Below are 15266 nucleotides of genomic sequence, written 5' to 3'. Positions count from 1 at the left end.
AATGGAAAATTCAACCCAAGAAAAAACGAAACTCGGAATGTTTGTTCTAGTCGGATTGGCTCTTTTTGTACTAGCCATTTACCTCATAGGGAACAAGCAAAGTATGTTTGGTAATAATATCCTGATAAAAGCAACCTTTTCCAATGTAAACGGATTGCAAATTGGAAACAACGTGCGGTATTCCGGAATCGATATTGGTACGGTTAAAGCCATTGAAATGGCCAACGACTCCGTAATCGAAGTGACCCTTGCCATACAAACCAAGATAGCCCAACATATCAAAACCGATGCCATTGCTTCCATAACTTCAGACGGTTTGGTGGGCAACCGAGTAATCAATATCATACCCGGAAAAAAAGGGGGGCAACCCATACAATCGGGAGATTACATTCAAACCTACAGTCGGATTGGGACCGATGCCATTTTGGAAACTTTAAATGTAACCAATGAAAATGCAGCTTTGCTCACCGCTGATTTATTGAAGATTACGAAGAAAATCAATGAAGGAACCGGTACAGTAGGGGCCTTGTTGAACGATAGTCTAATGGCCCAAGATTTAAAAGTCTCCCTACAGCAAATTCGAAAAACTACAGCGGGAACCCAGCAAACGGTTGAAAAATTGAATGCGATGCTGGTGAGTTTAGATCGAAAAGATAATGTGGTAGGGGTTTTGAAAGATACAGCAGTGGCGGGACAAATCAAGAAAATGGTCCAAACATTGCATCAATCAAGTAAAGATATTTCTGGGGCTGTGACCCATCTGGATCAAACGATTTTAAATGTAAAAGAAGGGCAAGGGGCATTGAATTATTTGTCAAACAATCCCAAATTGGTTCAACAAATAGATTCTACCATGATACTCTTAAACCAAGCCGGAATAAAATTGAATCAAGATTTAGAAGCTCTTCAACACCATTTTTTGTTTAGAGGCTACTTTAAAAAAATGGAAAAACAGAAACAAAAAGAAGCTCAAAAGAACTAATTCCATTAAAAAATAGTCTCGATTCCCATTCTTGTAAAGGGAATGAAGGGTTGGCTCTATTTTCTATTTTCAAAAAATAAGTATATTTGTGTTTCAAATAGGAAATGGTGTGCTTCCTAACCCAACCGCTCTACGAGCTGATGACGCCTGATTTATAGACGTATTAAACCTTTGAATCAGGAGTATGAAACTATTTTCCAAAGTAAAATCTTTTTTGGCAATGTCTGGAATACATTCGGTATGGAGCTTGACTTTTGCAAAAGCAACCGGGTTCTATATCCTGCGTTGGGTTGTATTAACGTTGATTTTGGGCACGGTCATCGGTTCGGCCTCAGCCGGGTTTTTGGTATCTTTGGATTGGGTTACCAAAACTCGAGAAAACCATTTGGTATTGCTTGCTTTTTTGCCTCTGGCCGGATTGGTAATAGGTTTGGTTTACCATTATTACGGAAAAGAGGTGCAAGCCGGGAACAATCTGTTACTGGATACCCTTTACACTCCCAAAGAAAAAATTCCTTTTAAAATGGCTCCTTTGGTTTATCTGGGAACCTTGCTAACGCATTTATTTGGCGGCTCTGCCGGGCGTGAAGGTACGGCTGTTCAAATGGCGGGAGCACTGGGTGACCAAATTACGCCTTGGCTAAAGCTTAATCCCGATAATCGCAAAACTCTTTTAACTGCTGCTGTAGCTGCCGGTTTTGCTTCTGTTTTTGGAACCCCTTTGGCCGGAGCTATTTTTGGTTTGGAAGTAGTGCGAGTAGGCAAGGTGCGATACCCATCGCTTTTACCGGTTTTTGCCGCAGCTATTTGGGCTAATTATGTAACTCATTTATGGCAAGTGGCTCATACGCCATATCGTATTTTGGCTAAAACCGATTGGGAACCTGTCTTTTTTGTGTATTGTATAGGAGCGGGAATTCTTTTTGGTCTGACAGCGGCAGCTTTTAGCAAACTGATGCACGGAACTACGCATGTTTTCAACCGGATTATTGCCTATCCGCCTTTACGTCCTTTTTGGGGTGGAGTTTTGGTAGCGGTAGGGGTTTGGGTACTGGGAACTTCAAAATACATAGGATTGGGCCTACCCACAATTTTGGAATCATTTGACCAGCCGTTGCCTTTTGCCGTTTTTGCTTTAAAATTGGGTTTTACGGTACTTACTTTGGGTGCCGGTTTCAAGGGAGGCGAAGTGACGCCACTCTTTTTTATTGGAGCTACTTTAGGAAGTGCTTTATCCGGAATTATACCCTTACCCACAGCTTTACTGGCCGCTATGGGATTTGTAGCCGTTTTTGCCGGAGCTACCAATACGCCTTTGGCCTGCACAGTTATGGGATTGGAACTTTTTGGGATTGAAAACGGAACCTATCTGGCTTTAGCTTGTGTAGTAGCCTACCTGAGTTCCGGACATCATAGTATTTATACAAGTCAAAGAGTAGCTCAAGTGAAACTCTCCCATCTTCTGCATCATAAAGACAAAAAGGGGGGAGCTATTCATTCTGATCAATCAAATACCGACAGTAAATAGGTAATGATTTGAAGTTTTAGGCCGGATCTTTACTGCGTAAAGAAACCAGAATGCCTATTCCTAGGGCTACGGCAATAAAACTCAAGGAAACCCATTCCGGAAATTTGTAAAAATGAACGAGGAGCATTTTAATTCCCACAAAACTCAGTATGGCTATTAAACTGTATTCTAAGTGAGCAAATTTGTTGAGCATATGCGACAAAAAGAAATACATAGAACGCAATCCTAGAATAGCAAAAATATTGGAGCTGAATACCAAAAACGGATCGGGGGTTATAGCCAAAATAGCCGGTACACTATCTAATGCAAACAGAACATCCATAAGTTCTATAACAATTAAGGCTACAAATAAAGGTGTGGCGGCTCTTATGTGTTTTCGTTGCACAAAAAAATGCTCGTGATCCAGGTGCATTGTTATGGGCATTACTTTTCTCAAGTTTCGGTAGATAAATGATTTTTTCGGATTGAAATGGCTTTCTTCTTTTTTAAACAGCATTTTTCCGGCTGTAAACAAGAGAAAAAGACCAAAAACATAGGTCATCCAACTGAATTTATTTATCAAAATAACGCCAAAGAAAATCATGAGACCCCGAAATAAAATTGCTCCGAGGATTCCCCAGAACAAAACCCGATGTTGGTATTTTTGCGGAATTCGAAAGGAGGAGAAAATCACGGCAATTACAAAAATATTGTCAATGCTTAAGGATAATTCGATGAGGTAGCCCGTAATAAACTTCATAGAAGCTACAAGGGGAGTGTAATCTTCCGGATTGGGGATGTGGCCTTCCTGATAGAGCCAGTAGATTAATCCAGAAAACAAAAACGACAGGGTAACCCAAATTCCGGTCCAAATTCCGGCTTCTTTAGAACTGATAATATGGGGCGTTTTATTGAAAACACCCAAATCTAAGGCCAAAAATAACAGAATAGCCGCAATAAATAAGACCCAAACCAGCATAGCTTTTTTTGCCGTAAATGTAGTAAAGTAATGGCCATTTGGTAACGGGTTCCCCCAAAAATTTTAGGCCGTTGCCTAGATGAATTAAAGAGTGATTCACACAAGGGTTTCGGGTTAAATGTAAGCTTTACCAGGAGCTGGGAACCAATGAAAAAAATAAACTTCTATCCTTTTTTTGTTGAAAAAAATTAATTATTTGCCATTAAATTTTAATAACTTTTTAAAATAAATAGTTTTTTATTAAAAAATCAATAATTTAGTTGTATCTTTGGCCTTTATTAATACAATACTTATTATGAACGAAGGAACCATTAAATTTTTCAATGAAGCCAAAGGCTTCGGATTCATCACTCCTAAAGATGGGGGACAAGATGTGTTTGTACACGCAAGTGGTCTTAACGAATCAGTTCGTGAGAATGACACCGTCTCTTATTCTGTAGAGAATGGACAAAAAGGACTCAATGCAGTGAATGTAAACGTTATCTAAGATATATTTTTACCTTGTAATGAACTAAGCCAATCTTTTAGATTGGCTTTTTTAGTTTTAGAATAATCCTTAAAGTATTAGAAATGTAAAATTTAGGTTCTATTAGAATTGGTCTGATTGTCTGTATTAGTTGAAAGAAATTTGTTTAACCTCTTGAACTGATGTTTATATTACAAAGAGCCAATAGCCGGCATTTGTAAAATTATTATATGAGAAAGTAAAATGGGTTTTTTATTTTGATTGTATTTGGGGTTTATTGCCCATCAGGATTGCCTGGTATACCTCTTCTCTTTTAACTTTGAAATACGTGCAGAATTCCTCTATGGTAACGGGTTGGTGTTTTTCTTTATCAAAATGTTTTCTCATCTCGGCTATCATTTTATAACTCATTCTTTGGCCTTTTCCAAAAAACAATTGGATGTCACGTGCCGTAATTACTTGTCGAGCTATAGTCCTTTCCATCGCATTAGGGTATTTCAGGTTATGGGACAAATTTATTTAGGACTTGTTTATGTTCCGATTTTTATTTGAAGAGTTTACGCACCAACCTTGGAGAATTTACGCTCCGTTTTTGTTACCTGTTGTAAATCAATTCTTTGACTTTGTTGTACCACAATTCTCGATCTTTATTTGTAGCTTGTTCTAGTGTTTTGGTTGTATTTAACAGTTTCATTTTATAGTTGTTGTTATTGTACCAACTTCTAAATGGCGTGTCTTTTACCACGATAAGATTATCTTTTTCAGCCATCATTCTGTATAAGAAGCTAACTTGAGCTATTGATTCTAATCTTTCGTTTAACTCTTCAAACAGCAAAAATGCTTTTGGGTTCAAAAAAATATGTTTGGGATAGTCTTCTTGGTTTTGTTTGGTGTTGTATATGGGTTCCGGTATTTCTTTGGGTTGGGATTCAACTGCCCTATATTGGGTTAATTCTTGAGCGAATTCCTCAATGCATTTGTATTCTTCCGGGGTTTCTTCCCAATTTAAGGCGGTTTTGCGTATATCCAGAAGCTTGTTGATCATGGTTTTTATTGCTTTATGGAATTGCAATCGCTCTTTTGGAAACTCTTTTAATTCGATTGGATTTGCATATTTGGGAAGAATGAAAAAATTACTTTCATTGTTTTTATAATTTTTAAAATAATAGTTTTTATCAAAACTTAAGAGTGCTATTCGATACGATTTATCTGCGGTATTCAATGCATGGTATATGTCATCATAAATCAGATTGATATCCAATACCTTTTTGGTCATTTTATTGATTAATTGTTCAAAAACGGTACTTTCAAAACCTTCAATTTGACAATCAAAATTTAGAGCATCAACCTGAGTAAAGTTCCTTTCTACTTCTATCAAAAACTTTTTATAGGCCTCCATTTTTCCTTTTAAATGAGGTGGTGAATCTTTGGTAATTGTGAGGTACTTCATTTCATTGGAAAGATCACTTTCAAAATTACCTATTGTAACCGGAACATATTCTTTGTTGGAGCGAATTGATGTCCCCCTTTTTATAAAACTATCTACACTGTTGAGCACATTCGGGATGTACTCCCCTTCAAAATAATCGAAGTACTCTATGATAATCCAATGTTTCAATTTTTCTAATGTGAATTTGACAAACGCTTCTCTGTGGTTTGGAATATCTGGAAAATTATTCCCATTGAATTCTTTTATGGCTTGATTTCGATAGTTTGGATTCATTAACAGATTTTGATTTTCCATTGGATGTTTCTTTAAAAGTGATATAAAAATACTACAAATATTTTACTTTACCAATTTTCCTACACGACTCAACTTCCTTTCAATTTTCTCCTTCCCGGCTACATTCACCCTACACTATCCCTTCTTTATCCCTTACGTATCCCTTACGTATCTCTGCTTCATTTTTGCTTTAGCTCACTGCACTATTCTGCATTTTTTTGCCTTGTTCTGTCACTTTCTGCACGAGGTTACAGTTTTGCGAACTATTATGTAACTATTTGCAATACAATACCTTGTGTGAACCCAACCTTTGTGTAGCCTTTTTAGCTGTTTTAGTTTTGGCTCATTATTAATTTTTTAAATTTATTTATTATGGCAAAGTTCGAAGGAATTTTTGAAATTTTTGGCACTATGAAAGGGATGACCTTTTACAAGTCCAAAGACGGGCTCTTAATCAGAGCCAAGGGAGGCGTTTCTAAACAACGCATTAAAAATGATCCTGCTTTTCAGCGAACGCGAGAAAACGGGGCAGAATTTAAGCACAACTCTCAAATGGGACAGTTGTTGCGACAATCGGTAAGTCCGCTCTTGCGGTTGGCCAAAGACTACCGTGTGAGTAGCCGACTTAACGGAGTGATGAGCCGGATTAAGAATCTGGATGGGGTTTCCAGACGTGGTGAGCGAAAAGTTCCCATAGGTATTGGTACTGTTGCGGGTAAGGCCTTGTTGAAAGGTTTTGATTTTAATCAAAATGCGGCTTTTCGGACTCTTTTCAGAACCCCTTATTCGTTGGATACGGTGACCGGCGTTTTTACCGTAACCGATTTTCAAAGTGAGTTTCACTTGGGGTTACCCGAAGGGACAACGCATGCCAGTTTGAGTAGTGCCGTTGTGGGTATTGATTTTGCGAATCGTGTTTATGAAACACACTACAGCAACAAAGAAAATTTTGCTATTGGGAGTATCCCGCAAACTATTACTTTGACGCCAGCGGCCCTGCCTACGGTAACCGAAACGCGATTGTTCTTTATCTTGATTGAATTTTTTCAAGAAATTAATGGAGAACAGTATCCGTTAAAAAACCATGCCCATAACGTATTGCATATTTTGGAAGTTGTGTAATACTGAAGCGGTTGTTTTTGTAATCCTCTTGAGATTTTGGTCTTGGGAGGATTTTTTTTGTGGTTGGTGGTTGGTGGTTGTTGGTTGGTGGAAGTTTGGATGGGCAGTTGAGGGTGTCGGTTGTCTGTTTTCTATTCGGGGTTTTCGGTTTTTGGTTGGTGGATGACGAAGGTTGATTTTTTTGGTTTTCTTAGTTTTTGATTAACCTGATTTTGTTTTGCCTAAGTAGGGACTATTGTATTCTTTTATTTCTTTGATTTTTTTAGTTTTTGGTAATTTGGAGCACAATGTTCTCTTACATATTATCGTTAAAATAGTTGTTTTTTATTGCTTTTTTAAGAATACCTAAATTGCTTAACCGATATTGTTATGATAAAAACTTTTGTTATTCTATAAAAATAAATTTAGCATATATATTTGATTTTGAGACAATTATTTGTATATTCGTTTTTCCAAAAACAGGTTCCTGAAAAAAATCCCTTTAATTATTTTGAAATGATTTCTCATAAAGATATATCATATATAGCTTAATATCTTTTATGCTTACAAGATTTATTCTCAATTAATACAATAATTTAAAAAAAAGTCATGAAAAAAACAGTACTATTTTTATTAGCCCTTCAATTAGTTGGTTGTAAGGTTTTGAATCTCTCAAATAAAAACTCATCGAATGGTAAATCGAATTCTACTAGTGATTTGCACAAGTGGGCAGTTAACAATAATGTTGATACAACTCGTACCAATAATTATGAGATTGTTTATGATTTTAAAACCGGGTTATATGAAAAAAACAATCTGCAATTAAAAGTTAACACTCCTGTAATTTTTCGAATAAAAAATATTAATCGATTGGCTTACGAGGTTAAAATCAGCTCTAAAGACTCTATATTGGCGGAAACATTTATTTCTGAACTACCAATTTCAATAGATAGTAAAAGTAAGGAAGAAGGGATATCTTCAGATTGGAAAACTAAATCTACCAATGTAATTTTTACTTCAAATAATTTTGGATTGACCGATTTGATAGCCAAGGAGGATGTAAAAAATGATAAAATTATTTCTTTTAAAAATGATTTTTCAAATCTCATAACATTAATTCCCGAAATCAACGAATTAGATGCTAAAAAAAATAAGCTGGAATCAGATTTACAATTTTTTAGAATAGATGAAGCTTTTTATATTCAAGAAATAGAAAAACTAACTAAAGAAAAAAAAGCTTTGGATATCAAAAAAAATGATACAGATGATTCCAATATTAATGAAATGATTTCATATTTTGAAACAACAATTGATAAATTGAAAATAGAAAAAAAATCAAAAACAGAAGAAATACAGCAGTTAGAAACTTCTATTATTGCATTGAAAAGAGACATCAAATTAAAGTCTGATTTAGTTACCAATGAAGCCATAAGGAAGTATAATTTAGACAATCAAGCATTACAAGAAACATTCAGAAAACTTAAAGATTCCTATATTGCTATTTTGAATTTACACAATGGTTATATACAAATAAAAACTATTGCAAACATTCCAAATTTGTCTAAAAATGTTTATTTACTAGAACACAAAAATACCATTTACCCAATTGCTAAGAAGATTTTATTGCAAAGAGAAGTGCTGATTAATTTCAAATCTAATTTTGATGAATTAATTTCTCAATACAATCACATCTATTACAATCCCTATTTGTCAGATTATTTCACCTTTGGTGGTAAAGTGAAACTATATTCGCAAGTTGATCATTTAAAGCAATTGGCAGAGCGATATAACAAAGAAGTAGGCTCTTTAAATGTTCAATCTCTAATGGAAAAAATAGACCACTTATTAGTTTTTCTTGAAAATGATGATGCTTATACTGTAGAATCTGCTCCTATTCAACCTTTAAATGATGTAGCTATTTTTGATATTTCAATAAAAAAGCACAATGAAAATGGTGCGGTGATTTCAAATGATAAAAAATTTAGACATCGTGAATTTACCTACGGAGGAACACGTATTGATTTTAGTATCGGATTAGCCGCCAGTTACTTTTCTGATACACCAGTGTATGAATTAGGGTCTGTTTTGAATTATGAAACCAACGAACGAGAGACAAGAATTCTAAGAAAATCTGAAAATCTAGTTGTACCATCTTTAATTGGGTTGGTTACCATGAGTTATAGAAAAACGGGTTATGTTACTTTTGGGGGAAGTGCTGGCTTAGGGATTGATGTTGTTGACGGAAAAGTTCAACTAAGCAATTTTTTTGCAGGCCCAACAATTCTTTTCGGAAAGTTTGAGCGAATGTTTCTGTCTTTTGGCCCTACTTTTAGAGATGTTGGCACCCTTAGAGGAGGATACAATCCAAATGATTTATTACCAAGCGGAAGCAGCGATATTAATGATTACATAACCACTAAATATAAGGTGGGTTATTTTGCGTCGCTGACTTACAACCTTACAAAAGGTGCTAAAGACAATTATAAAAAATTAAAACAATTATGATAAAGTTGTGTCTTAAAAGTTTGCAATAATATAAATGAAAAATTAATACTGATTAATTAACAATTAAAAAACAAAAACCTACCAGGTGGTGGGTGAAATCCTTTGAATTTTTTTGAGTGCGGAAATCCGTAAAAAGTAGCTGATTTAATTCACTTTTTTTGTTTATAATTACTTATTGTTTACAAAATAATAATAGGTTAATTTTTGTAAGTTTGAGAATAGGTAATTCAAAAATAAGGGCTATGAATGATATTGAAGAAATAATTGATGTATTGGTTAAATTCCGAAACGAAAGAGATTGGGAGCAATTTCACAATCCTAAAGATTTGGCTTTGGCCATAAATATTGAAGCAGGCGAATTGTTGGAACTTTTTCTTTGGAAGAATGCAGAGGATGGAAATCCTGAAAAAGTAAAAGAGGAATTAGCTGATGTGTTTGCCTTTTCTTTTTTATTGGCTAATAAATATGGTTTTGATGTGAAACAAATTGTTTTAGATAAAATCAAAAAAAATGGTGAGAAATATCCCGTTGACAAAGCTAAAGGGACTGCCAAAAAGTATAATGAACTATGAGTTTAAAGAATACATTTGAAGTAAGAAGTTTTGATTTTAACTCCAATATTTTTACTGAATTTCAAAATATACATTATGCTAAAGATCTTTGGCCTGTAGTTTATTTATTGAGTGACGATAAAATTATGGAGGCCTATGTGGGCGAAACAAGTGATGTGTTTTCCAGAATTTCTACGCATTTAAAAAATAATTCCAAAAATAAACTCACAACGATTCAACTCATAACCAGTGAAAAGTTTAATAAATCGGCTACACTTGACATAGAATCAAATCTTATCAAGTATATTTCCGGTGATGGTCAATTTAAATTGATTAACGGTAACATTGGTTTGGCGAATCATAACTACTATCAAAAGAAAGAAATTTACTGGGATATTTTTAAATCCATATGGGATAATCTGAGAGCCGTTGGTATAGCCAAACATCCTATTGATTACATTGATAATTCCGATTTATTCAAGTATTCACCATACAAAACCTTAAGTTCTGAACAAAAAAGCGGACTGATGGTTATTATGAATAACTTATTAGACAATACCTATAAAAATATTATAGTTGAAGGAGGTGCAGGCACTGGGAAAACAATTCTGGCTATATTTTTATTTAAGTTATTAAATACTAGTAATGATGATTTTAATTTTGAAGAGTTTGGCACAGATGAATTTGAATTCATGCAAATTGTTCATGATTTAAAAGAAAAATATCCTTCCCCTAAAATGGCATTAGTTGTACCGATGTCCTCTTTTAGAAATACTCTAAAAAAAGTATTTAAAAACATAAAAGGATTAAATGCCAACATGGTAATTGGTCCTGCAGAAGTTTCAAATACTACTTATGATATTCTTGTTGTTGATGAATCCCATAGATTAAGACGTCGTATTAATTTAGGGGCCTATTATGGTGCTTTTGATATTGCTTGTGCTAAATTAGGTTTGGATAAAATGAGTTGCAGTGAATTGGATTGGATTGTCAAACAATCTGAATCTTGTGTTCTATTTTATGATGAGAATCAATCGATAAAACCCTCTGATACCAAAAAAGAAGATTTTGATAAACTGAAAGCGAGTCCTTTCACAAAAATAGAACATTTAAAATCTCAATTTAGAGTTCGTGGTGGGAATGATTACGTTCAATATATAGATGATCTTCTCAATTGTAGACTAGACTCGACGTCAAAAATTTTTACTTCTAAGGAATATGAATTTCTCCTTTTTGATTCTATAGAGGAACTCGTAAATGAAATCAAATTACGTGACAAAGAAAATGGTCTTTCACGTTTGGTAGCCGGATATTCTTGGCCATGGATTTCAAACAAAAACAAAAACCTCTATGACATAAAAATTGATAATATAGAATTGCAATGGAATAGTGTGGCAAATGATTGGGTAAACTCACCGAACTCAGTTAATGAGGTTGGGTGTATTCACACAACTCAAGGGTATGATTTGAATTACTCAGGAATCATCTTTGGAAATGAAATCACTTATGAACCTGTAAAAAATGAAATAGTTATCCTCAAAGAAAATTATTTTGACAAAAACGGAAAACAGTCTATTAATGACCCTGAGGAATTAAAAGATTTTATCCTCAATATCTACAAAACCATCTTATTGAGAGGAATTAAAGGGACTTATGTTTATGCTTGTGATAAAAACTTAAGAGCCTATCTTTCTCAGTTTATTCCTATGAATAAGGTGATAAAAAAAGTTCAATTTTTACCTCAAAATGAAGTTATTCCTTATGTAAATTCTATTCCTTTGGTGGATATAAAAGTTGCTGCAGGCCAATTTAGTGAATTGCAAATAGCAGAAGATTGTGAATGGATTGTATTGCCGGAACGATACAAACCTTCATCTGATTTATTTGCTTGTAAAATTGTAGGAGAATCAATGAATAAAATTATACCTAATGGGTCAATTTGTTTGTTTAAAAAATATTCCGGCGGATCCCGGGATGGTAAAATTGTTTTGGTAGAGCATCACCATATTCAGGATTCCGATTTTGGTTCAGGCTATACCGTAAAAGAATATAGAAGTAAGAAAAAAACAGTTGGTGAATTATGGAGTCATGAGTCCATTGTTTTAAAACCGCTTTCCTTTAACTTAGACTATGAGGATATTATTCTTGAAGAAGATGAGTTGAGTAGTTTAAAGGTTATTGGGGTTTTTGAGTGTGTGTTGTGAAGTTTAAACTGAAAATTTAAAAATAGAACCATCATTTCATCGAAAAATAATTGAAACTTAATCAGAAAAATGAGAATCCTTACTATGGAATTGAGTGCATTAGAGCGGGAGATTGATTTTATGGTGTATGGGTTGTATGGGTTAAGTGAGGAGGATATCAAAATCGTGGAAGAATCGTAAATCAATTATATGAAAAAACTGGCACGTTTTATTGATGAAAAACAAACATATATTACAATGGCATTTATTTTAATACTATTTTTAATAGTGCCTATTTTAGTTTATTCAAGTCATTTTTATGAAAAAGATTTGAGCAAAAGTTTATCGGATTGGGCTAACTTTTCGGTGTATTTTGGCCTGTTTGTTTCCATTGCCAATTTATTTGTTTTTATAATATTAACATTTAAAATAAATGAATTTAACGATAGAAATAATTCCAAAAATCAACAGCTACAAATAAGTTTAAATAGACCCGTTATTAGTTTTAGAAGAAATGAAGGAAATAGCGAGTATCAAATAGAAAATATTGGCAATGCTGTGGCTTTGAATGTAAAGCTTAAGTTAAGTACCAACAAACAAGGTAATTGGAATGTTGGATATATTCTTCATTCATTCAAAAAAGACTATAACAGAACTATTATTGACAAACCTTTAAATTCAATTTGTGCCACTTACGATGATGTTTTTGGCAACACTTATTATTCTTATATGAAAGGAGATTATTTAACTATAATTGAAGCTTCTAAATTGGATGAAAAAAATCAACTTCATAAAAAATTATTAGAAGATGTGAATAATTACAAAATCATGACGGGGTAGCTAAAATGAATTAGATAGTAACATTAAATTAAATATTCCTTTGGCGGACACGAGTGCATTAGAGCGGGAGATTGATTGGATGGTGTATGGGTTGTATGGGTTGAGTGAGGAGGAGATTAACATAGTAGAAAACAGTTAAGGAAAAAGATAGGGTTTGTAGGAAATGTTAAATTAATTTTTTAGATTTGGGTTGGTGAATGCAAATACCAAAATTCTTTACAATTAAATTGTTAACTTTGATGTTAGGTAATTACTTAAAAAATTTGTATAACCTGATAGTTATTAGAGAACTATGTGAAATGGTGTAACATTTTCAAATAAAAAATAAAGATTAAAAAATTGTATCATTGTTGTATAAAATTTGTAATTTGTATGAGTGAATGGAAAAAGAAATCGAAAGAAAATCAAAAAAGTGCTAAATTATTAATTCAAAATTCTAATTTTTCATCAAGTGTTCATTGTGCATATTACAGCAATATACAACTAATGCTTCATATTTTATTACATGATATAAAATTGTCTGAGACTGAAATTGAAGCTGAATCAAAACAAGGGGCATTAGATGAGGGTGGATTTCACAATTGGTTAAAAGCAGCAATTACTAGAGAATTATTTGTTAGAGATTTCATGTTAGTTAGAGATTTTAATAATTTTTTTGGTCAATTAAAAAGCTTAAGAATAAAAGCTGATTATAAAAATTTATTAATTTTAGAGCAAAAAGCAAAAAATGGTTTAGATTTGTCCAGAAATATCACTAAATTGCTAGAAGAAAAATTTACAGTATGAAAGTTAAAGATTATATCATTGAAAAAATTAATGATTTAGTTTCAGTTTTTCCAAGTCTTAAAGTTTCTTATCAAATTGACAATTATTCTAATTCCAATTACATCAAAGTTATTCCAAAAAAAGATTTTGAGAGTAATTTAGAATATCAAAAATTTGAAACTGAATTAATAATTGAATTCATTGAGAAATACCCTTTTGATGAAATAGTTTTTGTAACTGATGATTGTCTAATTGACATTGACAAACCAATTTATGAAATTGAAGGTAGTTTATTTATTCAGAATTATTTAGAATGGAACTCTGACTTATGGTCAAATGAAATTGAATTAGATTTTAATTTAACTTTAACAAAATCTGTTGAGGAAATTGTTGGCAATTACAATTCACTTTCAGATATCCTAAAATCGTTTAACAATAAAGTTTGTATTAAACCAATAACTGAAGAATCTTCAATTTTGGAGCAAATAAATGAATATTCTTATGCTTTAGCTGCGTAATGTTTATTATGGAAAAAAATTCATTCAAATTACTTAATATCGTATTAGTTGAAAGTTCTTTTAAAAGAGCTATCCATATTGATTTTTCTAATAAAAATTTAAAAAATAATATTGATATTGATATTCAAAATTCAATCAATGAAAATATTTTAGGCGTTACCTTAACCTTAAAATTTAATACATCAATAGAAAAAGAAATTGTTATTTCATCTGAAATAAAAATGGCTGGTAACTTTGAATTTACCAAAAATACTAATATATCACTTGATGATTTTGGTAATATAAATGCACCTGCAATTATATTTCCTTTCATTCGAGAACACTTATCCAATACTTCCATGAAAGCAGGAATACAACCGATACTTCTGCCTCCTATTAATTTTGTTGATTTAGCAAAGAAAAAGAAAAAATAACTATTTTATAAATTCACGCTAAGCAAAGTGTTCAGCACAAATTGCCTATGAAATGTCCCGCTCGGCAAACCCCGATAGCAACCCGCTCCGCGAAGTCTCCCGACTTCGTGGTATCATTAATAACCCCGCTACGCAAAGTGTTCAGCACAAATAGCCTATGAAATGCTCTGCAACAGTTCTAAACAAATTAAAAAACGAACTTAGAAATGAAATTTGAAATACCTTTTAATTCCCAAATTTATACAGAGCAAATGACGCTGAATTTCAATACTGCTTGGAATAAAAATCTGAAAAATAATAGAAACAGATTGTTTTGGGCAGTTCCTATGATTATACTAGGAGGATTAATAATCTATGGAGAAAACAATCTTGGATTTTTATTCATGGCAATCGGTATTCATTATTCAATTAACTTCTATGACTATTATGCATATTACAAAAAAAGTAAGAAAGCATTTTTTGAATTGGTAGAAAAAGAAAAAAACGGACAAATTGTAGCGAATGAAAATTCTGTTTTGGAATTTAATGATGACTATTTTAGTTATAAAGACTATAAATATGAAGCAAAAATAAAATGGAAAGCATTCAAAAGTACCAGAATAATTGACAAGAACTTGTTTCTTGACCTTGGCCTTGGAAATAACTCATCATATGTAATCGGTGAAATTGAAATAGGTTCTGAAAATTTTAATACTTTAATTGAATTTGTAAAAAGAAAAATCGTGTAAATTCA

The 15266-nt window shown here is 32.9% G+C and carries 15 protein-coding genes and 1 riboswitch; of the genes, 12 read left to right on the top strand and 3 right to left on the bottom strand.

Features of this window, described 5'->3' with window-relative positions; translation table 11 throughout:
- Window position 1 precedes the first annotated feature (1 nt).
- On the top strand, window positions 2-982 hold the full coding sequence (locus V7M80_RS12350; protein ID WP_333696568.1) for an MlaD family protein: 981 nt from the start codon (window positions 2-4) through the stop codon (window positions 980-982).
- Between the two features lie 91 nt (window positions 983-1073).
- Window positions 1074-1139: riboswitch (Fluoride riboswitch) on the top strand.
- A gap of 63 nt (window positions 1140-1202) precedes the next feature.
- Window positions 1203-2510, top strand: coding sequence for a voltage-gated chloride channel family protein (locus V7M80_RS12345; protein ID WP_442902351.1), 1308 nt, complete (start codon window positions 1203-1205; stop codon window positions 2508-2510).
- Window positions 2511-2526: 16 nt separating this feature from the next.
- Here the strand turns inward: V7M80_RS12345 and V7M80_RS12340 are convergent, their stop codons facing one another.
- Window positions 2527-3468 (bottom strand): TerC family protein, encoded by a 942-nt coding sequence (locus tag V7M80_RS12340; protein ID WP_333696565.1) that lies wholly within the window; start codon window positions 3466-3468, stop codon window positions 2527-2529.
- 295 nt (window positions 3469-3763) lie between these two features.
- Between V7M80_RS12340 and V7M80_RS12335 the strand changes: the two genes are divergently transcribed.
- The gene (locus V7M80_RS12335; protein WP_333696564.1) at window positions 3764-3955 is read left to right on the top strand and encodes a cold-shock protein; all 192 of its coding nucleotides are present in this window, start codon (window positions 3764-3766) and stop codon (window positions 3953-3955) included.
- Window positions 3956-4186: 231 nt separating this feature from the next.
- On the opposite strand, the gene V7M80_RS12330 is transcribed toward V7M80_RS12335, so the two are convergent.
- Together V7M80_RS12330 and V7M80_RS12325 are read right to left on the bottom strand one after the other, a co-directional pair.
- Window positions 4187-4417: a hypothetical protein gene (locus V7M80_RS12330; RefSeq protein WP_333696562.1), complete on the bottom strand. Its 231-nt coding sequence runs from the start codon at window positions 4415-4417 to the stop codon at window positions 4187-4189.
- Window positions 4418-4529: 112 nt separating this feature from the next.
- Window positions 4530-5678: a hypothetical protein gene (locus tag V7M80_RS12325; protein WP_333696560.1), complete on the bottom strand. Its 1149-nt coding sequence runs from the start codon at window positions 5676-5678 to the stop codon at window positions 4530-4532.
- Between the two features lie 351 nt (window positions 5679-6029).
- On the opposite strand from V7M80_RS12325, the gene V7M80_RS12320 reads away from it, so the two are divergent.
- The 9 genes from V7M80_RS12320 (at window position 6030) to V7M80_RS12280 (ending at window position 15261) form a co-directional block, all read left to right on the top strand.
- Window positions 6030-6779 carry a hypothetical protein gene (locus V7M80_RS12320; protein WP_333696558.1) on the top strand — a complete coding sequence of 250 codons (750 nt, stop codon included), beginning with the start codon at window positions 6030-6032 and terminating at the stop codon, window positions 6777-6779.
- A gap of 588 nt (window positions 6780-7367) precedes the next feature.
- Window positions 7368-9263 carry a hypothetical protein gene (locus V7M80_RS12315; protein WP_333696556.1) on the top strand — a complete coding sequence of 632 codons (1896 nt, stop codon included), beginning with the start codon at window positions 7368-7370 and terminating at the stop codon, window positions 9261-9263.
- A 242-nt stretch (window positions 9264-9505) separates the two neighbouring features.
- The gene (locus tag V7M80_RS12310; RefSeq protein ID WP_333696555.1) at window positions 9506-9835 is read left to right on the top strand and encodes a nucleotide pyrophosphohydrolase; all 330 of its coding nucleotides are present in this window, start codon (window positions 9506-9508) and stop codon (window positions 9833-9835) included.
- The gene (locus tag V7M80_RS12305) at window positions 9832-12018 is read left to right on the top strand and encodes a DNA/RNA helicase domain-containing protein (protein WP_333696553.1); all 2187 of its coding nucleotides are present in this window, start codon (window positions 9832-9834) and stop codon (window positions 12016-12018) included. Before V7M80_RS12310 ends, V7M80_RS12305 begins: the two co-directional genes overlap by 4 nt.
- A gap of 189 nt (window positions 12019-12207) precedes the next feature.
- A complete protein-coding gene (locus tag V7M80_RS12300; RefSeq protein WP_333696551.1) occupies window positions 12208-12837 on the top strand; it encodes a hypothetical protein in 630 nt (209 codons plus the stop codon).
- 372 nt (window positions 12838-13209) lie between these two features.
- Complete coding sequence (locus tag V7M80_RS12295; protein WP_333696549.1) at window positions 13210-13623, top strand: hypothetical protein; 414 nt, start codon at window positions 13210-13212, stop codon at window positions 13621-13623.
- Window positions 13620-14120, top strand: a complete 501-nt coding sequence (locus V7M80_RS12290) for a hypothetical protein (protein WP_333696548.1) — start codon at window positions 13620-13622, stop codon at window positions 14118-14120. The genes V7M80_RS12295 and V7M80_RS12290 overlap by 4 nt, the downstream gene beginning before the upstream one ends.
- 8 nt (window positions 14121-14128) lie before the next feature.
- Window positions 14129-14533, top strand: coding sequence for a protein-export chaperone SecB (locus V7M80_RS12285; protein WP_333696546.1), 405 nt, complete (start codon window positions 14129-14131; stop codon window positions 14531-14533).
- A gap of 206 nt (window positions 14534-14739) precedes the next feature.
- Window positions 14740-15261 carry a hypothetical protein gene (locus V7M80_RS12280; protein ID WP_333696545.1) on the top strand — a complete coding sequence of 174 codons (522 nt, stop codon included), beginning with the start codon at window positions 14740-14742 and terminating at the stop codon, window positions 15259-15261.
- Window positions 15262-15266 lie beyond the last annotated feature (5 nt).

This window comes from Flavobacterium sp., from assembly GCF_036759525.1.
Taxonomy (GTDB): domain Bacteria; phylum Bacteroidota; class Bacteroidia; order Flavobacteriales; family Flavobacteriaceae; genus Flavobacterium.
Note: the sequence above shows the minus strand (reverse complement) of the source record. Positions and strands in the feature narration are given on the sequence as shown.

Coding starts and splice junctions, on each gene's coding strand:
- V7M80_RS12320 (WP_333696558.1), top strand. CDS start 6,030: ATGGCAAAGTTCGAAGGAATTTTTGAAATTTTTGGCACTATGAAAGGG.
- V7M80_RS12340 (WP_333696565.1), bottom strand. CDS start 3,468: ATGCTGGTTTGGGTCTTATTTATTGCGGCTATTCTGTTATTTTTGGCC.
- V7M80_RS12315 (WP_333696556.1), top strand. CDS start 7,368: ATGAAAAAAACAGTACTATTTTTATTAGCCCTTCAATTAGTTGGTTGT.
- V7M80_RS12290 (WP_333696548.1), top strand. CDS start 13,620: ATGAAAGTTAAAGATTATATCATTGAAAAAATTAATGATTTAGTTTCA.
- V7M80_RS12330 (WP_333696562.1), bottom strand. CDS start 4,417: ATGGAAAGGACTATAGCTCGACAAGTAATTACGGCACGTGACATCCAA.
- V7M80_RS12350 (WP_333696568.1), top strand. CDS start 2: ATGGAAAATTCAACCCAAGAAAAAACGAAACTCGGAATGTTTGTTCTA.
- V7M80_RS12305 (WP_333696553.1), top strand. CDS start 9,832: ATGAGTTTAAAGAATACATTTGAAGTAAGAAGTTTTGATTTTAACTCC.
- V7M80_RS12345 (WP_442902351.1), top strand. CDS start 1,203: ATGTCTGGAATACATTCGGTATGGAGCTTGACTTTTGCAAAAGCAACC.
- V7M80_RS12300 (WP_333696551.1), top strand. CDS start 12,208: ATGAAAAAACTGGCACGTTTTATTGATGAAAAACAAACATATATTACA.
- V7M80_RS12325 (WP_333696560.1), bottom strand. CDS start 5,678: ATGGAAAATCAAAATCTGTTAATGAATCCAAACTATCGAAATCAAGCC.
- V7M80_RS12280 (WP_333696545.1), top strand. CDS start 14,740: ATGAAATTTGAAATACCTTTTAATTCCCAAATTTATACAGAGCAAATG.
- V7M80_RS12295 (WP_333696549.1), top strand. CDS start 13,210: ATGAGTGAATGGAAAAAGAAATCGAAAGAAAATCAAAAAAGTGCTAAA.
- V7M80_RS12310 (WP_333696555.1), top strand. CDS start 9,506: ATGAATGATATTGAAGAAATAATTGATGTATTGGTTAAATTCCGAAAC.
- V7M80_RS12335 (WP_333696564.1), top strand. CDS start 3,764: ATGAACGAAGGAACCATTAAATTTTTCAATGAAGCCAAAGGCTTCGGA.
- V7M80_RS12285 (WP_333696546.1), top strand. CDS start 14,129: ATGGAAAAAAATTCATTCAAATTACTTAATATCGTATTAGTTGAAAGT.